The 23462-nt window shown below is 65.6% G+C and carries 25 protein-coding genes; 19 read left to right on the top strand and 6 right to left on the bottom strand.

The window, feature by feature from the left end; all coding sequences use genetic code 11:
* The first annotated feature begins 15 nt into the window (after window positions 1-15).
* A complete protein-coding gene (locus tag AAAZ40_RS07855; protein WP_476659841.1) occupies window positions 16-873 on the top strand; it encodes a YbgC/FadM family acyl-CoA thioesterase in 858 nt (285 codons plus the stop codon).
* On the opposite strand, the gene AAAZ40_RS07850 is transcribed toward AAAZ40_RS07855, so the two are convergent.
* Window positions 825-2018, bottom strand: coding sequence for an NRDE family protein (locus tag AAAZ40_RS07850; protein WP_052468424.1), 1194 nt, complete (start codon window positions 2016-2018; stop codon window positions 825-827). The two genes, AAAZ40_RS07855 and AAAZ40_RS07850, sit on opposite strands and share 49 nt — an antisense overlap.
* Window positions 2019-3071 (bottom strand): CAF17-like 4Fe-4S cluster assembly/insertion protein YgfZ, encoded by a 1053-nt coding sequence (ygfZ, locus tag AAAZ40_RS07845; RefSeq protein WP_476659840.1) that lies wholly within the window; start codon window positions 3069-3071, stop codon window positions 2019-2021.
* A gap of 208 nt (window positions 3072-3279) precedes the next feature.
* Between ygfZ and mltG the strand changes: the two genes are divergently transcribed.
* The 6 genes from mltG to AAAZ40_RS07815 are packed head-to-tail and all read left to right on the top strand — an operon-like array spanning window position 3280 to window position 7887.
* Complete coding sequence (gene mltG, locus AAAZ40_RS07840) at window positions 3280-4287, top strand: endolytic transglycosylase MltG (RefSeq protein ID WP_144400274.1); 1008 nt, start codon at window positions 3280-3282, stop codon at window positions 4285-4287.
* Entirely contained in the window at window positions 4284-5000 is a 717-nt protein-coding gene (gene tmk / locus AAAZ40_RS07835) for a dTMP kinase (protein ID WP_045535409.1), read from the top strand. Before mltG ends, tmk begins: the two co-directional genes overlap by 4 nt.
* Window positions 4997-6004, top strand: a complete 1008-nt coding sequence (locus AAAZ40_RS07830; protein WP_476659839.1) for a DNA polymerase III subunit delta' — start codon at window positions 4997-4999, stop codon at window positions 6002-6004. Before tmk ends, AAAZ40_RS07830 begins: the two co-directional genes overlap by 4 nt.
* Window positions 6001-6366 carry a PilZ domain-containing protein gene (locus tag AAAZ40_RS07825; RefSeq protein WP_045535405.1) on the top strand — a complete coding sequence of 122 codons (366 nt, stop codon included), beginning with the start codon at window positions 6001-6003 and terminating at the stop codon, window positions 6364-6366. The genes AAAZ40_RS07830 and AAAZ40_RS07825 overlap by 4 nt, the downstream gene beginning before the upstream one ends.
* A 16-nt stretch (window positions 6367-6382) precedes the next feature.
* Window positions 6383-7213 (top strand): TatD family hydrolase, encoded by an 831-nt coding sequence (locus AAAZ40_RS07820; protein WP_476659838.1) that lies wholly within the window; start codon window positions 6383-6385, stop codon window positions 7211-7213.
* Between the two features lie 59 nt (window positions 7214-7272).
* The gene (locus tag AAAZ40_RS07815; protein ID WP_171820281.1) at window positions 7273-7887 is read left to right on the top strand and encodes an ankyrin repeat domain-containing protein; all 615 of its coding nucleotides are present in this window, start codon (window positions 7273-7275) and stop codon (window positions 7885-7887) included.
* A 150-nt stretch (window positions 7888-8037) separates the two neighbouring features.
* Here the strand turns inward: AAAZ40_RS07815 and AAAZ40_RS07810 are convergent, their stop codons facing one another.
* Genes AAAZ40_RS07810 through AAAZ40_RS07800 form a run of 3 tightly spaced genes read right to left on the bottom strand, consistent with a single transcriptional unit; the run spans window position 8038 to window position 8781 of the window.
* Entirely contained in the window at window positions 8038-8313 is a 276-nt protein-coding gene (locus AAAZ40_RS07810; RefSeq protein ID WP_476659837.1) for a type II toxin-antitoxin system RelE/ParE family toxin, read from the bottom strand.
* Window positions 8313-8579, bottom strand: a complete 267-nt coding sequence (locus tag AAAZ40_RS07805; protein ID WP_476659836.1) for a CopG family ribbon-helix-helix protein — start codon at window positions 8577-8579, stop codon at window positions 8313-8315. Before AAAZ40_RS07805 ends, AAAZ40_RS07810 begins: the two co-directional genes overlap by 1 nt.
* Window positions 8580-8589: 10 nt before the next feature.
* The gene (locus AAAZ40_RS07800; protein ID WP_476659835.1) at window positions 8590-8781 is read right to left on the bottom strand and encodes a hypothetical protein; all 192 of its coding nucleotides are present in this window, start codon (window positions 8779-8781) and stop codon (window positions 8590-8592) included.
* Between the two features lie 202 nt (window positions 8782-8983).
* Here AAAZ40_RS07800 and AAAZ40_RS07795 point away from each other — a divergent pair, with 202 nt between their 5' ends.
* From AAAZ40_RS07795 to AAAZ40_RS07755, 9 genes are all read left to right on the top strand, one after another.
* Window positions 8984-9442 (top strand): tripartite tricarboxylate transporter TctB family protein, encoded by a 459-nt coding sequence (locus tag AAAZ40_RS07795; RefSeq protein ID WP_476659834.1) that lies wholly within the window; start codon window positions 8984-8986, stop codon window positions 9440-9442.
* 39 nt (window positions 9443-9481) lie between these two features.
* On the top strand, window positions 9482-11002 hold the full coding sequence (locus AAAZ40_RS07790; RefSeq protein WP_476659833.1) for a tripartite tricarboxylate transporter permease: 1521 nt from the start codon (window positions 9482-9484) through the stop codon (window positions 11000-11002).
* A gap of 26 nt (window positions 11003-11028) precedes the next feature.
* Entirely contained in the window at window positions 11029-11694 is a 666-nt protein-coding gene (locus tag AAAZ40_RS07785; protein ID WP_476659832.1) for an exopolysaccharide biosynthesis protein, read from the top strand.
* An 89-nt stretch (window positions 11695-11783) separates the two neighbouring features.
* Window positions 11784-12611, top strand: a complete 828-nt coding sequence (locus AAAZ40_RS07780) for a transporter substrate-binding domain-containing protein (protein WP_476659831.1) — start codon at window positions 11784-11786, stop codon at window positions 12609-12611.
* Between the two features lie 22 nt (window positions 12612-12633).
* A complete protein-coding gene (locus AAAZ40_RS07775) occupies window positions 12634-13320 on the top strand; it encodes an ABC transporter permease (RefSeq protein WP_476659830.1) in 687 nt (228 codons plus the stop codon).
* A complete protein-coding gene (locus AAAZ40_RS07770; RefSeq protein ID WP_045535392.1) occupies window positions 13317-14030 on the top strand; it encodes an ABC transporter permease in 714 nt (237 codons plus the stop codon). Before AAAZ40_RS07775 ends, AAAZ40_RS07770 begins: the two co-directional genes overlap by 4 nt.
* A gap of 18 nt (window positions 14031-14048) precedes the next feature.
* Window positions 14049-14828 carry an ABC transporter ATP-binding protein gene (locus AAAZ40_RS07765; RefSeq protein ID WP_476659829.1) on the top strand — a complete coding sequence of 260 codons (780 nt, stop codon included), beginning with the start codon at window positions 14049-14051 and terminating at the stop codon, window positions 14826-14828.
* A 31-nt stretch (window positions 14829-14859) separates the two neighbouring features.
* A complete protein-coding gene (locus AAAZ40_RS07760; protein WP_476464467.1) occupies window positions 14860-15510 on the top strand; it encodes a Maf family protein in 651 nt (216 codons plus the stop codon).
* Window positions 15507-16295, top strand: coding sequence for an SAM-dependent methyltransferase (locus tag AAAZ40_RS07755; protein ID WP_476659828.1), 789 nt, complete (start codon window positions 15507-15509; stop codon window positions 16293-16295). The genes AAAZ40_RS07760 and AAAZ40_RS07755 overlap by 4 nt, the downstream gene beginning before the upstream one ends.
* Window positions 16296-16344: 49 nt before the next feature.
* On the opposite strand, the gene AAAZ40_RS07750 is transcribed toward AAAZ40_RS07755, so the two are convergent.
* Complete coding sequence (locus tag AAAZ40_RS07750; RefSeq protein ID WP_476659827.1) at window positions 16345-18495, bottom strand: cyclic nucleotide-binding domain-containing protein; 2151 nt, start codon at window positions 18493-18495, stop codon at window positions 16345-16347.
* Window positions 18496-18806: 311 nt separating this feature from the next.
* On the opposite strand from AAAZ40_RS07750, the gene AAAZ40_RS07745 reads away from it, so the two are divergent.
* The 3 genes from AAAZ40_RS07745 to AAAZ40_RS07735 are packed head-to-tail and all read left to right on the top strand — an operon-like array spanning window position 18807 to window position 23459.
* The gene (locus tag AAAZ40_RS07745) at window positions 18807-20378 is read left to right on the top strand and encodes a class I SAM-dependent DNA methyltransferase (protein ID WP_476659826.1); all 1572 of its coding nucleotides are present in this window, start codon (window positions 18807-18809) and stop codon (window positions 20376-20378) included.
* A gap of 49 nt (window positions 20379-20427) precedes the next feature.
* Entirely contained in the window at window positions 20428-21711 is a 1284-nt protein-coding gene (locus AAAZ40_RS07740) for a restriction endonuclease subunit S (protein ID WP_476659825.1), read from the top strand.
* A complete protein-coding gene (locus AAAZ40_RS07735; protein ID WP_476659824.1) occupies window positions 21708-23459 on the top strand; it encodes an SIR2 family protein in 1752 nt (583 codons plus the stop codon). The genes AAAZ40_RS07740 and AAAZ40_RS07735 overlap by 4 nt, the downstream gene beginning before the upstream one ends.
* Window positions 23460-23462 lie beyond the last annotated feature (3 nt).

Below are 23462 nucleotides of genomic sequence, written 5' to 3'. Positions count from 1 at the left end.
CATGATTGGTCGAAAATGATCCCCGCAAACTTTCGTTTTTCGCACCGGTTGCGGGTGCGCTGGTCCGAAGTCGATATGCAAAAGATCGTCTTCAACGCGCACTATCTGGCGTATTTCGACCTCGGCCTCTCGGAGTACTGGCGCGCCCTTGCGCTGCCCTACGAAGACGCGATGGCGCAGCTCGGCGGTGAGCTGTATCTGAAGAAAAGCACGCTCGAATTCAGTGCCTCGGCGCGCATGGACGACCTGCTCGACGTGGCGCTGGCCTGCCAGCGGCTGGGCAACACCTCGATGACGCTGCGCGGCGCCGTGTTGCGCGCCGGCCAGCCGCTGGCGCTGGGCGAACTGGTGTATGTGTTTGCCGACCCCAGCTCACAGCGCCCGCGCCCCGTGCCTGCGGCCTTGCGTGCGCTCATCGAAGCTTTTGAGGCGGGCCAGTCGGTGCTGGATCTGCGCCGGGGCAGCTGGGACACGCTCGGCCCCGACGCGCAGCGCGTGCGCACGGCGGTATTTGTGCAAGAGCAGGGCATTGCACCCGAGGACGAATGGGACGCCGCCGACGCCGATTGCCTGCACGCGGTGGCCTACAACCGGCTCGGGCAGCCGGTGGCCACGGCGCGCCTGCTGCCCGCCCAAGCCGGGGTGGCCAAGCTCGGGCGCATGGCGGTGCATCGGGTGCTGCGCGGCACCGGCGTCGGCCGCCAGCTGCTGAGCGAGCTCGCGCAGGCGGCGCGCGCGCGCGGCGACCGTTGCTTGCGCCTGAGCGCGCAGCGCAGCGCCGAAGGCTTTTACCAGCGCCTGGGCTTCGAGGCCCTGGGCCAACCCTACGACGAAGTGGGCATTCCCCACATCGAGATGCAAAGGCTGCTGTAGCCGCTCTGGGTCAGCAGCGAAGGATGGGGCGCGCGAGGGTTTGCGTGCGGCTGGGGCGCTGGGTTCTGCAGGGTGGGTGCGGCCGTCAGGCTGGTGGTTTGTATGGCCGGCACTGGCGCTGGCGGCCGGTGTGTCCACTCCTGCACTTCGAGCCGGCTGCTGGCTGCCGATGGGCGCAGCCAGCGCGCGATCAGGCTGCTGCGGGTGCCGTAGCCGTGCTGCGGCATGCACACAAAGGGGCTCGAGAGCAGCCGCTCCAGCTCCAGCGGCACCCCGGTGGCAGGCAGCTGATCATCCGGGGCTGGGCAGCGGTCCAGCAGCGCCTCGAGCAGCAGGGTCTGCCAACACGCTTGGGCCAAGGTTGCAGGGGTGGAAGCCAACGCTGCACTGTGCAAGGCCAAAGTTGGCTCTTGCAAGACGGAAGCGACCGCCGATTTGAGTCGCAGCAGCTTGGGCCATGGGCTGTCGAGGGCGGCGTTGGACAGTCCGTACACGCCGGGAGGGAGCGCCGCGCCGCACCAGCCGGGGGGCAAAAAGTCGCGGGGCAAGTTCAGGGGCAGTGGGGATGCGCTGGCTTTTTCAGCGGCGTGGCTGGCGTGGTTGGGAATCTGCATCGGCGCCGGAGTCGGCGTCGCTGCTGCTGAACCTTCGCGCTCCATGCGGCGCGGGCGGTTCGAGAGCCAAAACCAGTGGCCGCTGACGCAGTCGCCCAGCACGAGGTTAAAGCCGCCGTAAGCGCTGGGGTCGGTCTGCTGCAGCAGGGTCTGCAAATCGTGCCAGGCCTGCGGGCCAAAGGGCAAGGTCTGCGCGGCACCCACAGGCAGGCCAAGCGCTTCTGGGCTAGGCGGTTCAGTGTGAGGTGGCGGCCCAGCCAGCCAGCGCGTCACCAGTTCGCCGCGGCTGCGCGCCGCTTTCTCGGGCTGGCCGTCGCGCACGTTGGTGAGCAGGGCCACCCGGCCGGCCGCCGAAAAGCCCAGCCAGGTGCCACCGGCGAGCAGATCGCGGCCGCCATACACCGTCTGGCCGTTATCGAGCTGCCACGCCGCCAGCGGCAGGGTAGGGCGCTGCCAGTATTCGTCGCGGTTGGCTGCCAGCAGCAGCGGGCAGTCGGGGCGCTGGCCGATGGCCAAGGCGATCAGGCACATTCACACATCGGCCAACAGTTCGTAGGGCAGGGGCAGCACATGCAGGGCCGCGCCATCGGGTGTGCCTAGGCGCAGCGTCTGGCCGTCGGCAGCGCTGGTCTGCAAGCTGAGCAAGGCGTCGAAACCGCCCGCCGGGTGCGCGGCGGCCTGCACCACCACGCCACAAGGTTGCTCGGCGTCGCTGGGGTGGAATACCGCTTGCCCAGCAATGGGGGCGCTGCCGGTGCCGGTGCCGGTGTTGGGGCAGTGCGAAAGATAGGCGCGGCGCTTCAAGGTGCCGCGAAACTGGCTGCGCGCCACCACTTCTTGGCCAGGGTAGCAGCCTTTTTTGAAGTTCACGCCCCCGACCGATTCGTAGTTCAGCATCTGCGGCACCAGCAGTTCGACCAGTGGCCGGCTGAGCAACACCACCGCGCTGCGCACCTGCAGCCAGTCCCAGTGGGCTAGGGGCAGGGGGGTGGCTTGGGATTGAGCTTGAGCTTGGGCTTGTACTGCTGGCTCATGGGCACCCGCATCGCTTTCCACGCACAGCAAAGCCCGGCCCAAGCCCGCCACCGCCGGCAGCCGCACCCAAGTCTGCGCCCCAGCGTCGAGCTTACTCCAGGTGGGCGCGGGCAAGTCGGCCGCCACCGCCGCCCCCACCGCGCCCCACAGGCCGCAGCGCTCCGAGGCATTGCTCAGGCGCACCTTGGCGCGCAACACGAAGCGCTGCAGGTGTTGCAGGGTTTGCGGCAGCAGGTCGCGCGCGCACAACAGCAGCACGCGCTCGGGGCCGCGCTTGAAACCGATGAACGAGGCCAGCATCCGCCCCTTGGCGTTGCACAGCGCCGCCAGCCGCGCCTCGGCTTGGCCGAGCAGGGCAAAGTCGTTGCTCAACTGGTTGTGCAAAAAGCTCGCCGCATCCGGCCCCTCAGCGGCGATCACGCCCCAAGCGGGCAGGGGCGCGAGGCCGCTCCAGCCGTCGGGGGCGAAATCGGGGCTGCTGGCAGGGCTGGTAGCGGATGGCTGGTGTGCTGACGCGGGGTCTTGCAGGGGCGGGTGATCGGGGTTCATCGAGGGCAGTGGTATCGCGGGGGATTATCGGGAGGCGAACAAGGTTTGTGCGGGTTGGAACGTGCGCGGTGCGCCATCTGGGCGCAGCGACCCGGCGGCACAACAAGCGGGCGTCACTTATGATCGCAAGCAATCCAGATTGTCCACTAGGGCGCGCAATGGCGCGCGTCGCTGCATCTGGCACCGATTTTCTCAGAGGTGTTAATCCGTGTTCCGAACCTTGAAATGGCTGCTGCTGGCCGCAATCGCCGGCGCCGTGTTGCTGGCCGCGCTGGCCGCTTGGTGGTTGCAGCGGCCGCTGCCCTTGGCACCACAGGCGCAGGGCGTGGTCGATGTGGTGATCGAGCCCGGCACCTCGGCGCGTGGGGTGGCGCGGGTGCTGGTGCAAAGCGGGCTGCAAACCTCGCCCGATCTGCTGTTTTTGTGGTTTCGTGCCTCTGGGCAGGCGCACCGCCTGCAGGCCGGCACCTACGAATTTGGCCCCGACACCAGCCCACGCGAGCTGTTGCGCAAACTGGTGGCTGGCGAGCAGGCGCTGCGCCGCATCACCTTGCTCGAAGGCTGGACTTACTATCAGGTGCTGCAAGCGCTGCGGCAAGCCGACGCGCTGGTGTACGACCTGCCCGCGCAAGCCAGCTCGGCTGAGCTCATGCGCTTCTTGGGCCTGCCGCACAAGCACCCCGAGGGGCGGTTTTTCCCCGACACCTACGTCTATCCCAAAAACTCCAAGGCCTCGGCCCTGCTGCGCCAAGCCGCTCAGGCCATGGACAGACAACTGGCCCAAGCCTGGGAGCAGCGCCACCCCAATCTGCCGCTGCGCAACCCCGACGAGGCGCTGATTCTGGCCAGCATCATCGAGCGCGAAACCGGGCTGCCTAGCGACCGCCCGATGGTCTCGGGGGTGTTCAACAACCGGCTGCGCATCGGCATGCGGCTGCAGGCCGACCCCACCGTGGTCTATGGCTTGGGGCCTGGGTTCGATGAGCGCTTGCGCCGCATCCACCTGCAAACCGACACGCCTTGGAACACCTACACCCGCGCCGGCCTGCCCCCGACCCCGATCGCCATGCCCGGCATGGCCTCGCTCTTGGCCGCCGTGCAACCGGCCGATACCCAAGCCATGTACTTCGTGGCCCGGGGCGACGGCTCGAGCGCCTTCAGCCGCACCTACGCCGAGCACAATGTGGCGATTCGGCGCTACATCCTCAACCAATGACGACGCCTCCCGCACCTCACCAGCCACCTGCCAGCGCTACAGGCTGTTTCATCACCTTCGAGGGCATCGACGGCGCCGGCAAGTCCTCGCACATCGAGCCCTTGGCCCAAGCCTTGCGCGCTCAAGGCTGGGCGGTGCGGCTCACCCGCGAGCCCGGCGGCACACCGCTGGCCGAGCAGCTGCGCACCCTGCTGCTGCAGCAACCCATGGACGCCCTGACCGAGGCGTTGCTGATGTTTGCCGCCCGGCGCGACCACCTGCAAATGGTGATCGAACCGGCCTTGGCACAAGGCCAAGTGGTGCTGTGCGACCGCTACACCGACGCCACCTTTGCCTACCAAGGCCACGGCCGCGGCTTCGATTTGCAAGTGCTGCAGACGCTGGAGCAGTGGGTGCAGGCCAGCCCTCCATCCAGCCTCGACACCCCCGCCAACCTCGCAAGCCCTGCCAGCACGGTGCGCCAACCCGACCTCACGCTCTGGTTCGACCTGCCCGCCGCCACCGCTGCCGCACGCTTGGCCGGGGTGCGCGCACCCGACAAATTTGAGGCCGAACCGCAGGCCTTTTTCGAGCGCGTGGCGGCCGGCTACGCAGCGCGCTGCGCCCAGTGGCCGCAGCGTTTCGAGCGCATCGACGCCAGCCTGCCCCTAGAGCAGGTCTGGCAGCAGGTGTGCACCGTGGTGCAGCGGCGCGGTCTGCTGAGCCCCACATGAGGCAAGCCCTGCCGCCGTGGCTGCAGCGCCAGCTGGCCAGCCTGCGCCAGCAGCGCAGCCACGCCCTGCTGCTCAGCGGCCCGCCCGGCCTCGGGCAGTACGAGCTGGCTCTCGAGCTGGCACGGGTCTGGTTATGCGAGCGCCCCAGCGACCAAGGCGCCTGCGGCGCTTGCAGCGGCTGCCACGCCATCGAGGTGCGCACCCACCCCGACCTGTTCGTGCTGCTGCCCGAGGTGCTGGCGATCGAACTCGGCTGGCCGCTGGACCCCAAAACCCAAGACAAGATCGACAAAAAAGAACTCAAACCGAGCCAGTTCATCCGCGTCGATCCGGTGCGCGCCGCGCTGGCCTTTAGCCAAGTCACAGCCTCGCGCGCCGCCGCCAAGGTGGTGCTGATCCACCCGGCCAACCGGCTCAATGTCGAATCGGCCAACGCGCTGCTCAAAACGCTGGAAGAGCCACCTGCGGGGCTGCGCTTCATCCTCAGCACCGAAGCCGCGCACGCCCTGCCGCCCACCATCCGCAGCCGCTGCCTGACGCAACAAATGGCTTGGCCGACCGAGCCCGAGGCGCTCGCCTGGCTGGCGCAGGTCGCCGCGCCCGGCACCCCGGAGCCACAGTTGCAGGCGGCTTGGCGCGCCAGCGGTGGCCGCCCCGAAGCCGCGCGCCAGTGGCTGGCCAGCGGCCTCGACGCCGCGCTGTGGGCCAGCCTGCCCAAACGCGTGGCTGCAGGCGATTTGGGCCCCGTGCGCGAGTGGCCGCTGGCGCAGCAGATGGGCTTGCTGCAGCAGATCTGCCACGACCTGATGAGCACCGCCGTAGGCGCCGAACCCCGCTTCTTTGCCGCTGCCGATCTGCCCCCCGCACCACCCTTGGCAGCACTCAGCGCCTGGCAGCGCGACCTGGTGCAGGCTGCGCGCACGCTCGAGCACCCCTTTCAAGCCGCCTTGTTGCACGAGGCCTGGGCGCTGCGCGCACGCCAAGCGCTACACTCGCGCCCATGAGCACTGCCGAAGCCCCGGCGGCCACCCGCCCCACCGTCATCCAGTTGTCGATCAAGGAAAAAGCCGCCCTCTATGCGGCCTACATCCCCCTGTTCACCGAAGGCGGCATCTTCGTGCCCTCGGTGCGCGAATACCAGCTCGGGCAAGACGTGTACGTGCTGCTCACCCTGCCCGACGAAGCCCAGCGCTACCCGGTGGCGGGCAAAGTGGCGTGGATCACCCCCGCGGGCGCAGCCCATGCGCGCACCCAAGGCATCGGCGTGCGCTTTCCGGCCGACGAAAAATCCAAGCAGCTCAAAGCCCGCATCGAAGAAATCTTGGGCGCCCATCTGGCCTCCGATCGCTCCACCCAAACCATTTGAAAGCATCGCGCCGAGGATGTACATCGACTCCCATTGCCACCTCGATTTTGCCGAGCTGCGCACGCTGCTGCCCGACGTGCTGGCCGCCATGCAACAAGCCCAAGTGGGCGGCGCCCTGTGCATCAGCACCACCATGGAAACCTTCCCCGCTGTGCTCGAACTCGCGCAGCAGCACCCACAACTCTGGGCCACCGTGGGCGTGCACCCCGACAACGAAGGCGTGCACGAACCCACTGTGGCCGAGCTGCTGGCCGGCGCGCAGCAGCCGCGCGTGGTGGGCATCGGGGAAACTGGGCTCGACTACTACCGCTTAGGCGAGCGCAGCGTGGCCGACATGGCGTGGCAACGCGAGCGCTTCAGGGTGCACATCCGCGCCGCACGGCGCTGCGGCTTGCCGCTGGTGATCCACACCCGCGCTGCAGCGGACGATACGCTGGCCATCCTCAAAGAAGAGGGCGGTTTTGTGCCCGGCGCCGACCCCACGCCCGAACTGCCCCCGGCGCGCGGCGTGCTCCACTGCTTCACCGAAAGCGCCGAGCTGGCGCAGGCTGTGCTCGAACTGGGGTTCTACATTTCCTTTTCGGGAATCATCACCTTTCGCAACGCCGTCGAACTGCGCCAAGTGGTGAGCCTGGTGCCGCTGGAGCGCTGCCTGATCGAGACCGACAGCCCCTATCTGGCGCCAACCCCCCACCGCGGCAAGCTCAACACCCCCGCCTATGTGCCCCACGTGGCGCAGCAGCTGGCTGCCACCAAGGGCCTGAGCTTGCCGCAGGTGGCGCAGGCCACCACGGCCAATTTTTTGCGCCTGTTCAGCGCCGTCAGCCTGCCGGCCGAGATCACATGAAAAAGCTTTTACAACTAATTGTTTTAGCTATTTTTTATGCTTCTTTGTCGGGCCCGGCCATGGCCCAAACCGGCTCCTTCGAGCGCTTCTTCATGGCCATCAGCCGCGACGACGTCGGCCCGATTATCGAGCTGCAACTGCGCGGCTTCGATATCAACGCACCCAATCCCGATCTGGTGCCGCCGCTGGTGCTGGCCATTCAGACCGATTCGCTGCGCGTGGCGCGCCACCTGAGCGAGCAGCCCGGGCTCAATCTCGAAGCGCGCAACCCGGCGGGCGAAACCGCGCTCATGCTCGCCGCCATCCGCGGCCACCTCGATCTGGTGCAGCGCCTGCTCGAGCGCCGCGCCCAAGTCAACCACCCCGGCTGGACGCCGCTGCACTACGCCGCCAGCCACGACGGCGAGCGGGCGCTGCCCATCGCGCAGCTGCTGCTGGAGCACCACGCCTTCATCAACGCGCGCTCGCCCAACGGCAGCACGCCGCTGATGCTGGCAGCGCACTACGGCCGGCGCGAGGTCGTCGAGCTGCTGCTGCGCGAGGGCGCCGAACCGCTGGCGCGCAACCAGCAAGGCCTCAACGCCATCGACTTTGCCATGCTGGCGCGCCGCGCCGACGTGGCCGAAGCGATTGCCGCCAGCGTGCGGGCGCAGCAGGGCCGCGGCACCTGGTAACGCAGCCCAATGTGAACGGGGGCGTCACCCAGAGCCGCCAGTTTGGACTTTGCGCGCATTGGTTCCTTGCGTAGCCATTGGCAAGCAGGACGGTCAGTGACTCCAGGTAAGCATCTGAGGCGATTTCATTCGATGACTTGCGTGTCGTAATCAGCGGTCTTCTCGGGTATGCCACAACCGCAGCACGTAGATGATCGAATCCTGAATCTCGTAACGAACCTCGTACTCCCCGACCAGAATTCGCCGTACCTCGTGCGGCTCGAACTGGAAAAGTTGCTTGCCGATGCGTGGGTTGGTCAGCAGAATGGTCGGGGCCTTGGTCAGTGCCTGCACCGCCCGCGCAGCGGCGGGCTTGTTCACCGGAGCCAGGAAATCATACAAGCGCGCCAAATCGGAAAGCGCCTTGCTGGTCCACTTCAGCTCCATCAATGCGGCACCGGCAGCGGCTGGTCAGTGTCAAGGCTCTCCGCCCACGCCTGCACGGCCTGGTGATCGATGACGCGGCCGGCGTCTATGTCAGCCAGCGCTTCCTGGGTCAGTCTGTCGCGCTCCTCTTCCTGGGCGATCCAGGCGGAAAGCGCCTGCTTCATGATCCAGCCGCGCGAGCACTCAAGTCGTGAAGCCATCTGATCCACCTTGTCGGCCAACGGAAGCGGCACGTGCGCGGTCAGTACCTTGGTTGCTGCGGTCATGTTGCACCTCCTATCGGAACTTGATCTTGCCGGAGCCGGCAACGCTGTGGTTACGGTGCGGCGGCTTGCCCCCATAGGCGGTGATATTATCGCCTGAGCCTTCGATTTCGAGGTCCAGGCCCGCTCGCCGCAGATCGAACAGGGTCACGTCGCCGCTGCCTTTGATCTCGACCGCCGGTGCCTCGGGCAGTGCAGCGCCCACGACCCCCTTGCCTTGTGGATGGTCATGCCCTTGCGCTCGATACCCACTTCCCGCCGTTGAAGCAGGTCTTGACCGACGCCACCGCTTCAACCGTCTCGCCGACGGTGCAGCGGTACGTGCAAGTACTTAAACCAAGGCGGCCCGTTTGCGGTTCCAATCTGGGCAGCATCCGATACCTTCAGACCCTATCAAGGCTCACCCCATGCGCAACAAAGACCTACACGACCTTTTAGGCGGCTTGATCATGCTGGCCATCGGCGCCTTTGCCGCCATCTACGCCTGGCTCAACCTCGACCTCGGCACCCTGCGCAGCATGGGGCCGGGGTTGTTCCCGATCGTGCTCGGCTCCGGGCTGGCCGTGATGGGTCTGCTGATCGCGCTGCCTGCCCTGTTGCGCCCGAGCGGCGGGCCGCTGGGGCTCGATTTCAAGGCCCTGTTTTTCGTCACCCTGTCGCTGCTGGTGTTTGCCTTCTTGCTGCGCCCCCTGGGGCTGATTTTTACCAGCATGGTGATGGTGATGGTGGCCACCCTGCCGCTGTCGCTGGCCACTGCGGGCATCAGAACCCGCATCCTCACGGCCTTGGGTGTGGCCGCAGTCACTTGGCTGGTGTTCATACTGGGCTTGGGCATGAACCTGCCCATCTGGCCCTGGAGCCACTGAAATCCCCCACAAACACCATAAAAAACCAAAGGCTCGACCATGGATATCGCCAACGGACTGTTGCTGGGCTTGCAGACAGCGATGCAACCCGAGATCCTGTTGTACTGCTTCATCGGCGTTTTTCTTGGCACGCTCATCGGCGTGCTGCCCGGGATCGGTGCCCTGGCCGCGATTTCGCTGCTGCTGCCCATCACCTTCCACCTCGAGCCCACGGCCGCGATCGTGATGCTGGCTGGCGTCTATTACGGCGCCCAGTACGGCGGCTCGACCGCCTCCATCTTGCTCAACCTGCCCGGCACCCCGTCGTCTGCCGTGGCCTGCCTCGACGGCTACCCCATGGCCAAGCAGGGCAGGGCCGGCGTGGCGCTGTTCATGACCACGATCGCCTCGTTCATCGGCTCCATGCTGGGCATCATCGCGCTGGTGGCGTTTGCACCCGGTATCGCCGAGATCGGGCTGCTGTTTGGCGCCGCCGAATACTTCTCGATCATGCTGCTGGGGCTGATCGCCGCCGCCACGCTGGCCGCCGGTTCGCCCCTCAAAGGGCTGGCCATGGTGCTGTTTGGCCTGCTGCTGGGCACCGTGGGCACCGACGTCAATTCGGGTGTGCCGCGCTTCGATTTCGACATTCCCGAACTGATGGACGCCATCAGCCTGGTGGCGCTGGCGATGGCGCTGTTTGGCATTGCCGAACTGATCTCATCGGTCAACCTCAAGCGCGACGGTGAGGTCAAGGAGAAGATCACCCTGCGCTCCATGCTCCCCAGCCGGGCAGATGTGCGGCAATCGGTGCGCCCGATGTTGCGTGGTTCGGGCATCGGTGGCTTCATGGGTGCCTTGCCCGGCACTGGGCCCAGCATCGCCGCCTTCATGTCGTATGCGGTGGAAAAGAAAGTCGCCAAAGACCCGAGCCGCTTTGGCAAAGGCGCCATCGAAGGCGTGACCGCGCCCGAATCGGCCAACAACGCCGCTGCCCAGACCGCCTTTGTGCCCACGCTGTCGCTGGGCATACCGGGCGACGCCGTGATGGCCCTGATGCTGGGTGCGCTCATCATCCACGGCATCCAGCCCGGCCCGATGCTCATGACCGCCCAGCCCGAGCTGTTCTGGGGCCTGATCGTGAGCTTTGCCATTGGCAACGTCATGCTCGTGATCCTGAACCTGCCGCTGGTGGGCATCTGGGTCTCGATCCTGCGCATTCCGTACCACGTGCTGTACCCGGCCATTCTGGTGTTCATCTGCCTGGGCGTGTACAGCGTCAACAACAACACCTTCGACGTCTACATGACCGCCGTGCTGGGCGTGCTGGGCTATGTCCTGCTCAAGCTGCGCTTTGAGCCCGCGCCCTTGTTGCTCGGCTTTGTGCTGGGCCCGATGATGGAAGAGAACCTGCGCCGCGCCATGCTGCTGTCGCGCGGCGACCCGAGCACCTTCATCGAGCGCCCGATCAGCGCCGTCGTGCTGGGCCTGTGTGCGCTCTTGCTGCTGTGGACGGCCTATGCCGCCTTCAAACGCGGCCTCAAGCGCCAAGAGCTGGAGCAAGACCGGATTCCGGAATAAAAGTTCCACAATGTGTATTATGTTAAATGGCCAACCAACGCCTGCCCGCCGCTGCTGATGCCGATGCGCTCGATGCGCACGACACCTTGGCCGAGCACATCGAGCGCGTGCTCACTGCGCTGCCCGAACGCGACCTGACCCTGCACGACATCGTCGAAGCCGTGGGCCCCGACAGCCTGATGCTGCTGACGATCTTTTTGTCGCTGATCTTTCTGGTGCCGGTCTCGATCCCGGGCGTGAGCACCGCCTTTGGGCTGGCGATCGTGCTCATCGGCCTGACACGCACCTTCCAGCGCAAGCCGTGGCTGCCGCAGCGCATCGCCAGGCGCCAGCTGGCGGCGGCGCCGCTGCGCGCTGGCTTGCAGCGCGCCACGGTCTGGTTGCACCGCATCGACCGCCTCAGCCGCCCGCACCGTTGGCCGTGGCTGAGCAGCCATGGCCCGGCCACGCTGTGCAACAACCTGGCGCTGGTGTTCGCCGGCCTGCTGCTGATGATGCCTTTCGGGTTGATCCCCTTCAGCAACACCTTGCCGGCGCTGGCGGTGATCTTCCTGTCGGCCGGCATGATGCAGCGCGACGGGCTGGCGCTGCTGCTGGGCTATGCCGCCGTGTGCGGCACGCTGCTCTATTTCGCGCTGCTGATCACCGCCGGCGGGGCCACGTTGCTCGAAGTGTGGCGGTGGATGGGTTGAAAAACCTGCGGGCGATGCCATGCCGGCCAAGTCCGGTCGCTCCCGGCGGCATAATACGGATTCTTACAATTTTTTGACAGCTCTTACTCATGAAGCTCAAATTCTTTGCGCTCTTGCTGGCGCTCGTGTCCACTTTTGCCGTGGCCCAAACCCCGGCAGCGCCCGCATCGCCCCCACCCCCAGCCCCGCAGCCCGCGCAGGCCCAGAACTGGCCGGTGCTGCGGGTGGCGGTGGACGCCACCTACAAACCGTTCACCTACAAAACCCCAGCGGGCCAGCTCACCGGCTTTGACGTGCACATTGCGCAAGCGCTGTGCAACGAGCTGCGCCGGCGCTGCGTGTTCGTGGAACAGGTGTGGGACGGCATGATCCCGGGCCTGCTGGCGCGCAAGTACGACGTCATCATCAGCTCGATGTCGATCACCGACGAGCGCCGTCGCGTGGTCGATTTCACCGACAAATACTACAGCACCCCCAGCGGCATCGTGGTGCGCGCCGGCACCCCGTACACCGGGCCGGCTTCGCTGCGCGGCATGCGCATCGGTGTGCTCAAGGGCAGCACCCAAGAGCGCTTCGCGCTCGGCGAGCTGCGCCCGGCTGGCGCCATCATCGTGCCCTACGACGCGCAGAACCAAGTCTATCTCGACATTCAGGCCGGGCGCCTGGATGGCACGGTGGCCGATCGGGTCGAGGTCACGGCCGGCTTTCTGAGCAAACCCGAGGGCCGCGGCTTTGGCTTCGTCGGCCCCGAACTGCGCGACCGGCGCTACTTTGGCGACGGCATGGGCATTGCCCTGCGCAAGGGCCAAGACGAACTGCGCACGCAGCTGAACAACGCCATCCGGGCCCTCCGCGCCAACGGCACCTACGACCGGATTGCGCGCCTGTACTTCGACTTCGACATCTACGGCGACTGAGAGCCCGAGCGGCTGCTTTGGGGTGGACGGCTACGTCATTTCGGTCCTGTGGGGGGCGCAACTGACGCTCACGGTCTCGTTGGCCGCGCTGGGGGTGGCGATTGCGCTGGGCTTGCTCGGGGCCGCGGCCAAACTCTCGCAGCGCCGGCCACTGGTGGCCTTGGCTGGGGCCTACACCACGCTGGTGCGCGGTGTGCCGGAGCTGATCTTGCTGCTGCTGGTCTATTACGGCGGCACCATCGGGCTCATCGCCCTGCTGGAGCGCCTGGGGCTGGAGGCCGAGGTCAATATCGACCCCTTCATGGCTGGCGTGCTGACCCTCGGCTTCATTTACGGCGCCTTCATGACCGAGACCTTTCGCGGCGCCATGCTGGCGATCCCCAAGGGCCAAGCCGAGGCCGCTTGGGCTTTTGGCATGAGCCCGGCGCGCACCTTTTTTCGCATCACGCTGCCGCAGATGGTGCGCTACGCCCTGCCCGGCTTCACCAACAACTGGCTGGTGCTGATCAAGGCCACGGCGCTGGTGAGCCTGATCGGGCTGCATGACGTGACTTTCCACGCCATGCAAGCCGGCGCCGCCACGCGCGAACCGTTCTACTTTTTGCTGCTGGCGGCGGCGGTGTTTCTGGCCTACACCACCGTTTCGCTGTGGGCGCTGCGCGCCCTAAACCGGCGTTACGCGCTGGGCAGCACCCAGGTCAGCCTGTGAACTGGGACGTGCTGCTGCTGCCCGAGACCTTGGCGCTGTACGCCGAGGGTCTGGTCACCACGCTCTGGCTGCTGGCCGGCTCCTTGTTTTTTGGCGGTGCGTTGTCGCTGCTGCTGGCGCTGGCGCTCACCAGCCGGGTGGCGGCGCTGCGCTGGCTGGCCGGCGCCTACACCTACTGCATCCGCGGCACGCCGCTGCTGATCCAGATTTTTTTGATCTACTACGGCATCGCGCAGCTCGAATGGATACAGGCGCGCTGGGATGCCGTCTGGCCTTGGACGATGTTCAAGGACGCGTTTTTTTGTGCCCTGCTGGCGCTGGCCCTGAACAACGCCGCCTACACCGCCGAAATGCTGGCCGGCGCCATGCGCGAAACCGCCCCCGGCGAGCTCGAGGCCGCGCAAGCCATGGGCATGAGCCGCTGGCAGATCCAGCGCCGCATCGTGCTGCCCAGCGCCTTGCGCCGCACCCTGCCCGCCTACGGCAACGAGGTGGTGATGATGCTGCACAGCACCAGTCTGGCCAGCACGGTGCCGGCTTTGATCGACCTCACGGCCGCGGCCAGCCGCATCTACGCCGATTTTTTTCTGCCCTTCGAAGCCTTCCTGTTCGCCGCTGCGATTTACCTGTGCATCACCTTTATGCTGGTGGGGGTGTTCAAGGCGCTGGAATGGCGCTTTCTGGGCCACTTGCGGCCCCGCAGCCACTAACCCCCCTCCTTTGCATCCATGTCGCTCGCCACCCCATCCAAGCTCGAAGTCATCGACTTGCACAAGCGCTACGGCAGCCACGAGGTGCTCAAGGGCGTCTCGCTCAAGGCGCACGCCGGCGACGTGATCAGCATCATCGGCAGCTCGGGTTCGGGCAAGAGCACGCTGCTGCGCTGCATCAACCTGCTGGAAAAACCGCACCAAGGGCGCATCATTGTGGCCGGTGAGGAACTGCACCTGCGGCCCACGCGCACCGGCGAGCTCGAGGCCGCCAGCGCGCAGCAGTTGCAGCGCTTGCGCACCCGGCTGGCGATGGTGTTCCAGAGCTTCAACCTCTGGGCGCACATGACGGTGCTGCAAAACATCATCGAGGCGCCGGTGCACCTGCTCAAGCTGCCGCGCGAGCAGGCCGTGCAGACGGCGCGCCTGTACCTAGAGCGCGTGGGGCTGAGCGGGGTGGAAGACCGTTACCCGGCGCACCTGAGCGGCGGCCAGCAGCAGCGGGTGGCGATTGCGCGCGCGCTGGCGGTCGAGCCCGAAGTGATGCTGTTCGACGAGCCCACCAGCGCGCTGGACCCGGAACTGGTGAGCGAGGTGCTGCGCGTGATGCAGCAACTGGCCGTGGAGCACCGCACCATGGTGGTGGTGACGCACGAGATGGGCTTTGCACGCGAAGTGTCTAACCACCTGATTTTTCTGCACCAAGGGCGCATCGAGGAACAAGGCGACCCGCGCGAGGTGCTGGCCCGACCCCAAAGCGAACGCCTGGCGCAGTTTTTGGCCGGCAACCTGAAGTAGGCATGCTGCATGCAGAACAGATAATGGGCGCATGACCGTTGCACCCTCCTCACCCTTTTCGCCCTCTCCCGCCCTGCCCGCCGCCGCTTTGGCAAGCGCACTCAACCGCCCTTTGATTTTGGGTTCGAGCTCGCCCTACCGGCGCGAGTTGCTCCAGCGCTTGCAACTGCCCTTCGCCGTGGTGGTGCCCGATGTCGATGAAAGCCCGCTCCCCGGCGAAGCCCCGGCCGCGCTGGCCCAGCGGCTGGCCCTGGCCAAGGCGCAGGCGGTGGCCGAGCGGCACCCGCAGGCGCTGGTGCTGGGCTCGGACCAAGTCGCCGAGTTGCACGCACAAGCCCTCGGCAAACCCGGCAACCACGAACGCGCACGCGACCAGTTGCGCCGCATGAGCGGCCAAAGCGTGTGCTTTCATACTGCGGTGGCGCTGGTGTGCCTCGAAAGCGGCTATAGCGGCAGCGCCATGGCGCCGGTGCGGGTGCAATTTCGCCCGTTGCTGGACGAGGAAATCGAGCGCTATCTGCAGGCCGAACAACCCTACGACTGCGCCGGCAGCGCCAAAAGCGAGGGGCTGGGCATCGCCTTGCTCGAGCGCATCGAAAGCGACGACCCCACCGCCCTGATCGGCCTGCCCCTGATCCGCACCGCCCAGCTGCTGCGCCAGGCTGGGGTGGCGTTGCCATGAACCGCAGCGCGCCGCTGGGCACCCTGTATCTGGTGCCGACCCCGCTCGACTTTGGCTGCCTCGACCCGGCGGCCGCGGCCCCGCCGCTGGAGCACAGCCTGCCCCTGCTGACCATCCAGACCGCTGCGCGGCTGGAGCACTGGGTGTGCGAAAACGCCAAAAGCACGCGCGCCTTCCTCAAGCGCGTCGGGCAGGTGGTGCCGCTGTCGCAGCCTCTGCAAGCGCAGCAGATCGTCGAGCTGCCGCGCGAGGTGCACAAAAAAGGCGACCACAACCCCCAACAAGGCCACAACGCCACCGCCCTGCTGGCCCCAGCCTTGCAGGGCCACGACGTGGGGCTGGTGAGCGAAGCCGGCATGCCCGGCATCGCCGACCCCGGCGCCTCGGTGCTGCGCGCCGCGCACCAGCTGGGCCTGCCCGTGGCACCCCTGGTGGGGCCGGTTTCGCTGATGCTGGCGCTGGCGGCCGGCGGGCTCAATGGGCAGCGGTTTGCCTTTGTGGGCTACCTGCCGCAAGAAAGCAAGGCCCGGGTGCAGCGCATCCGCGAGCTCGAGGCACTGGCCCTGCGCAGCGGCCAGACGCAAATCTGCATCGAAACCCCGTACCGCAACCCAGCGCTGCTCGACAGCCTGCTGACCACCCTGCAAGCCCAGACGCGGCTGGCGCTGTGCGCGGGCTTGGGCTTGCCGCAGCAAGCCATCCACAGCGCCAGTGTCGGCGCTTGGAAGCAACACCGCCCGCGCCTGCCGCTGGAGCTGCCCACGGTTTTTTTGTTCGGTCGGTAGATGGCTGGGGGCCGCCGCGCCGCCTCAAGGTCGGGCCAAAGCCCCATCATCACTCCATGGCGGCGCGCAGCTCTTGTGAGATTCCCCCCAGGCGCCGGATGCCCATGCGCGCCAGGGCTGTGATGAAAAGCAATGCGCCTTCGGGGTCGTCGCGGCTCCATTGCTGAAAGCGCTCCCACGACAAGCTGCTGAGCACGGCACCGTGGGCACCGGCGTGGGCGTAGGCGGTGCGGGCGATCCCGTTCAGGAGAGCCATTTCGCCAAACACCGCCCCGGCCCCGATCACCGACAAACGCAGCCCCTGTTCTGGTACTTCAGCGGTCGAGAGTGTCACCGTACCCGCTGCGACCCACAGCAGCGTGCGCTCGCGCTCACCTTGGCGGATGATGACCGCGCCCGGCGCATAGCGCTGGCTGTTCATCAGGGCACGCAACGCCGCTTGTTGCGCGGGATCGAGCCCGTCGCTCAACTCCCCCAGCGCCGCCGCCTGCACCGAATCCGCCTGAGCTGCCGCTGCAGGGCGGCTGGCCAGAATCTGGTCTTCGGCCCATTCGAGGGCGTGGTCGAGGTCGGTGTAGATGTGCAACCGGGCCATGCGTTGCGCCGCCAAACCGCGCACGCCGCACAGCAGCAGCGCCACGTTTTGCGTCTGCAGCTCGTGCGCCAAGGCGATCAGGTGCAGGCAGCCGGTTTCGTCCCAAGAGGGCGCGCGCGAGGCATCCAGTATCACGCAGCGGTGGCCATTCAGATGGGAGCGCACCTGCTCCACCACTTGGGCTGCAACCCCAAAGGAGACGATGCCTTGCAGTTCAAACACCGCCACCGTGGCCATGCGTGGCGCCAGCCAGCCTTCATCCTGCGGCCCACGCACGTGGCGCGAACGCAGTTTGCCTTGCAAGTGAATGCGCCGGATAGCGTGCTCCCCCGAGGCGCGCAGCAGATCCAAAGTGGCCACCAGCAGACCCGCCAGCAACGCCAAGGCACCGCTGGAGCCCACGAACACCAAGGCCACCACCCAAGCCTGCAGGCGCGCCCCACGGCCCTCGCGGGTCTGGAGCAGCCCCCACAGAGGAGGCGGAATCATGCGCACACCGGTGATCAGCAGCGCCCCCATCAAAACCGCCATCGGCACCCAAGGCAGCCACAAGTAGCCGCTGACACCCACGGCGATCATGGCCAGCGCGTGCCACTGCCCAGCCCGCAGGCTCGGTTTGCCCGTGTAAAAGAGCGCGGTGAGCGAGCGCGACAAGCTGGTCGAGGCTGGAATCATGCCCAGCAGCGCACAGCCCACCCCCACCCACCCCTCGCGCCCCAACACCGGCCCATGCGCAGTGCGTTGTCCGTGCTCAACCTCCAGATGCTGGTGATAGACCAACACCTCGAGCGAGTTCACCACCGCCATCAACAAAGCCAGCGATGCAAGTTGAAAACCCACCCGGTCGATCACCAACCACCACGGCGCAGCCCACCAGTCGGGCACCACGGGCAGCATAAAAACCGCTTGCTCGGCCGCCATGCGCAGCTCGACTCCGGGGGCCCAGAACAGCCACGGCAAGGCGACTAGGGTGACGGCGATCAGCAGCGTGGGAAAACGCGGCCACAGACGCTGCAACACATGGCTGAGGGCCACCACAGCCATTGCGATCCCTACGTGCCAGCCCAGCAACGCGCCCCAGTGCGCGCCGCTGATGAAGTACAACCCCTTGACCTGCGCCAAAATGAGCGACAAGCCCACCCCGGCCGCGAAACCTTGCGTCACCGCAACCGGAATGAAGCGCGCCATGCGGGCCAAGCCACTCCAAGCAATCAGGCTTTGCAACAAAAAACCCAACGCTGCGAAAACGCCGGTGATCGCCAGCGCCTGTGCGGCAGTTATGGACGCCGCTGCGCCGGCATCGATCACCAAGGCCAACATGCCGCCAAAGAGCAGCGCCACGGCCGTCGAGGGCCCATAGACCACCCCCTTGCTGCGCGCCAGCAGCGTGAGCAAGGCCCCAGGCACAGCTGCCGACCACAGAGCGAGAAAACTAAACGAGCCCAGGGTGGCCAACGGCGCAAAAGCCAGCAGCCCGACGCCTATGGCATGGGGAATCGAGATCGACAGCGCCGCCGCCGCGCCGACAATGGGTCGGCTGGCCCGTTGGGTGCTGATTTTTTTGGCTGGAAGCTCGAACGATATCGGTTCTGGTGCGTGGTTCACGCAGCCATTATCGCTTGAGAAAATGACACAATTGGGGCAATTTCAGGCGGGGCGTTGTGTTGCTCAAGGCCGCCATTGGATTTTTTTCGGAGGCAACACGGGCGTTTCGTGCCTAGGGTGGCACCCATGGGGGGATTGCCGCCGACCGATGAACGCGGCTTGGGTAGACAGTGATTCGGCACCAATCAGTTATGCTGCGAAAATCGCTAGTGCACTGCCGCGCACATGGGCATACTCCGTCACTGGCCGCCTTGGTCGGCAAAGGCAAGACAGCCCGGCCTTGACGGCGCAGGCAACAGCTAGGGAGAGCGATGAACCAAGACCTGAAAAAGACCCTCTGGGCCGCCGCAGACAAGCTGCGTTCGTCAATGGACGCCGCCGAGTACAAGCACATTGTCTTGGGCCTGATTTTTTTGAAGTACATCAGCGACGCCTTCGACGAGCGCCGCGCCGAGCTTAAAGCCGCGTTCACCGACGACTCGCACGACCTCTACCTGCCCGACGACGACGACCGTGCCCTAGCCACCGAGGAGCGCGACTACTACACCATGGTCAACTGCTTCTGGGTGCCGGGGCCTGCACGCTGGGAGACCATCCGCGCCAAAGCCAAGCAGGCCGATATCGGCACGCGCATCGACGGAGCGCTGGATGCCATCGAGGCCGACAACCCGCGCCTAAAGGGCATTCTGGATAAGCGCTTCGGCCGCGCGCAGCTGGAGCCGGGCAAGCTGGGCGAGCTCATCGACCTCATCTCCACCATCGGCTTCACGTCCAGCGAGGGGCATCAGGCCAAGGATCTGCTGGGCGAGGTGTACGAATACTTCCTGGGCCAGTTCGCCAACGCCGAAGGCAAAAAGGGCGGCCAGTTCTACACGCCGGCCAGCGTGGTGAAGGTGCTGGTGGAGGTGTTGGCGCCGCACAAGGGCAAGGTGTACGACCCCTGCTGCGGCAGCGGCGGCATGTTCGTGCAGAGCGAGAAGTTCATCGAGAGCCACGGCGGCAAGTTCGGCGACATCTCGATCTATGGGCAGGAAGCCAACCCCACCACCTGGCGCCTGGTGGCCATGAACCTGGCCATCCGGGGCATGGACTTCAACCTCGGCAAAGAGCCGGCCGACACCTTCCACCGCGACCAGCACCCCGACTTGAAAGCCGACTACGTGCTGGCCAATCCGCCATTCAATATCAGCGACTGGGGCGGCGGCCGGCTGCTGGACGACAAACGCTGGGTGCATGGCACCCCGCCCGCGGGCAATGCCAACTACGCCTGGCTGCAGCACATCCTGCACCACCTAGGCCCGCGCGGGCAGGCCGGCGTGGTGCTGGCCAACGGCAGCATGTCGTCCAACCAGAACAACGAAGGCGAGATTCGCCGCGCGATGGTCTTGGCCGATGTGGTCGAGGTGATGGTGGCGCTGCCGCCGCAGCTTTTCTTCAACACGCAGATTCCAGCCTGCCTGTGGTTCTTGGCCAAGGACAAAACCAAGGGCGGCCGCGACCGGCGCGGCGAAGTGCTGTTCATCGACGCCCGCAAGCTCGGGCGCATGGACACCCGCGTGACCCGGGTGTTCGACGACGAAGACGTACAGCGCATTGCCACCACCGCGCACCGCTGGCGCCAGAGTGGCGAGGCGGGCTCGGACGAACCGTATGCCGACGTGCCCGGCTTTTGCCGCGCCGTGAAGCTGGCCGAAGTTGCCGAGCATGGGCATGTGCTGACCCCGGGCCGCTATGTGGGCGCCGAGGCCACGGACGACGACGACGAGGCCTTCAACGACAAGATGGAGCGGCTGACGGCGCAGCTGGCCGAGCAGATGGCCAAGGGGGCCGAACTGGATGCGGTGATTCGGGAGAAGCTTGGAGCGCTGGGCTATGCAGTCTGACTGGCCGCTAGTCCGACTTGGTGACCACGTTGACGCCTGTCTCGGGAAGATGCTTGACGCCAAAAAGAACAAGGGCGACATGCAGCCATATCTGGGAAACGTCAACGTTCGTTGGGGCGCTTTTGAGCTTGGCGACTTGTCCGAGATGCGCTTTGAGTCTCACGAAGAGGAGCGCTACGGCCTCCTTCCTGGCGACTTGGTCGTCTGTGAGGGTGGCGAGCCCGGAAGGTGCGCCGTCTGGACCGGGCCGGTCCAGCGGATGAAGATTCAAAAGGCGCTGCACCGGATACGTCCCAAGCCGAGCTTGGACAACTACTACCTTTACTACTGGTTCAGGCATGCGGCCAACGTAGGGCTACTCGATGCGCACTTCACTGGTACGACCATCAAGCACCTCACCGGAAAGGCGATTGCTGCAATGCAGGTTCCGCTGCCACCGGTCAAGACACAGCGCGCCTCGGTCGAATTGTTAAGGCGGCTAGACAACCGCATCGACCTCCTGCGCCAAACCAACGCCACCCTCGAATCCATCGCCCAAGCCCTGTTCAAGAGCTGGTTCATCGACTTCGACCCGGTGCGCGCCAAGGCCGATGGCCGCGAGCCCGAAGGCATGGATGCGGCCACGGCGGCGCTGTTTCCTGCGGAGCTGGAGGAGTCGGAACTGAGATTGATACCGAATGGGTGGGAGGCGAGCACGTTGGGCACGTTGTGCGAACTCACCAAGGGATGTTCGTACAAGGGCGACGGGTTGTCTGAGGGGGAAGGGGCCTTCATGTTCAACCTGGGCTGCTTCAATGCGCAGCGAGTCTTCGCTAGTGAGAAGGTAAAGCGCTACACCGGTGAGTACCGGCCTCGGCATTCCGTATCGCCCGGTGACCTCATCATCGCGAACACCGACATGACCCAGGCAAGAGACATACTGGGCCGACCTGTCCTCATTCCCTGTGGCTTCGAGCCGGGATTCGTGTCCCACCACGTTTTTAAGGTCACTGTCCGGAGGACAGGGTCGCACGACCCAGAAGCGCTGCGCAACTTCCTGTTTTTCACGTTTCGGGAACCCACGTTCCGAGAGCGCGCAGTTGGGTATGCGACGGGCACAACCGTTCTTGCCCTCCCTGCTGCGGCTGTCACGGATTGCCCCGTTTGCATTCCGGAAGCAGGACCCCTAGTCGCTTGGAACAATGTCGTGCGACCACTCTTCGAGACCATCCGCTCAAACGAAGAGCGGGCGGAGCAACTCGCCAGCCTGCGGAACATCCTGCTTCCTCGCCTCATCTCCGGCAAGCTACAGATACCGGAGTTGCAAGCTCAAGTCGAAGAGGCACTGGCGTGACACCGGAACTCTCGTTGGCGTTCGCCATCCAGTCGAGCCCGGGCGTCTACGCACTGTTGCTCGGCTCCGGCGTCTCTAGAGCAGCCCGCATTCCGACTGGCTGGGAGGTTGTGCTCGACCTCGTAAGGAAGTTGGCTGCTGCGCAAGAAGCTGACGGCGAGCCAGACCCAGCCGCCTGGTTCCGCAACCAGTATGGCGAGGAGCCGGGCTACTCGCGCCTACTGGATGCGCTAGCGAAAACGCCCGCCGAGCGCGCGCAGATTCTCAGGGCCTACTTTGAGCCCTCCGAGGAAGAACGCCGGGATGGGGCGAAGTCCCCCACCAAGGCGCATCGAGCGATTGCACGGCTGGCTTCGAGCGGCCATATCCGAGTAATCCTCACCACGAACTTTGACCGCCTGATGGAGCGGGCGCTCGAAGAAGTTGGAGTCGCGCCTACCGTCATCAGCACACCGGACCAAGTCGAAGGCGCTGTACCGCTGGCTCACATGAAGTGTTGCGTTATCAAGCTTCATGGCGACTACCTCGACACACGCATCCTCAATACGCCAGAAGAGTTGGCCAGCTACGCCTCTCAGGTCGACAAGCTACTCGACCAAGTCTTTGATGAGTACGGGCTGGTCGCCTGCGGCTGGTCCGCAGAATGGGATGAAGCACTACGGCGCGCGATTGAACGTGCACCCAGCAGGCGGTTCTCGACCTTTTTCGCTGCGCGAGGGCAGCTTGGAGAGCGGGTTGCAGCACTGCTCGCCCTACGAGGCGGTCAGCACGTTGCAATCTCAGATGCTGATTCGTTCTTCGAGAACGTTGAACAACGCGTCAGGGCAATCGAACAGTTCTCCCAACCCCACCCACTGTCGGTCAAGGCTGCAGTTGCTGCCTGCAAGCGATACCTTGCCAGTCCCGACACCTCACGGATTCAGCTAGCGGACCTAATTGGCGACGAAAGCCGCAGAGTCTGCAAAGAGCTTCAGCAAGAGCGGCTCTTCAACACGTCGGAAGCCGTGAACACCGAAACAGTGACCGCGCGTGTTCGGCTGTACGAGGGCATTTGTCGAACGCTTTGCGCCATAGCCTTTCAGGTCGGCCGTTGGGGTGACCGTGGGGCAGTCCAGCAGCTGGCTTCGGCACAGCGCCGTCTGTACGGCACTCGGAACAACCAAGGCGTGACGCTGTGGCTCGCATACCAAGGCTACCCCGTCACGCTCTTGACATACGCCGCGCTTCTGGGCGCATCAGTCCGAGGTCGTTGCAATGTGGTTGCACCGCTATTAAAGAACGAGCTTGAGTTTGCCAATCGACAGCCAGTCATCGCGGTCGACGTCGTTCCTCCATTTTGCCTTTTGCGCGACAACCCGCAGCCTTGGGGACAACTCTTGGAAGGCCAGGACCGTCGCCATGCTCCCTTGAGTGACTGGCTCGCCGAGCACTTCTGGAGTGGATTCGGAGACGAGTTCGACTCGCGGCATGACTACGACCTCCGGTTCGACTGGGTAGAAATTGTTCTCGCGATTGCGCATCACAGGCTGTGCCCACTCAACACCGAGTACCATCCACCAGGACGTTACGGGTACCGAAGTCAGGGCCGCGAACGCGTCTTGCAAGGATGGAGGTCAAGTCTTGCGGCCGAGCATGAGCGGTCTCCCTATGTGAGCTCTGGACTTTTCGGGAACAGTGCGACAGAAGTGGAACAGGCTATCGCTGCGTTCGAGGCATGGGCCGCTCAGTTGAGTAACCGTTGGTGGTAGGTT

The sequence above is a fragment of the Serpentinimonas sp. SMBJO2 genome (assembly GCF_056341105.1).
This window is presented reverse-complemented; position numbering and strand designations above follow the sequence as displayed.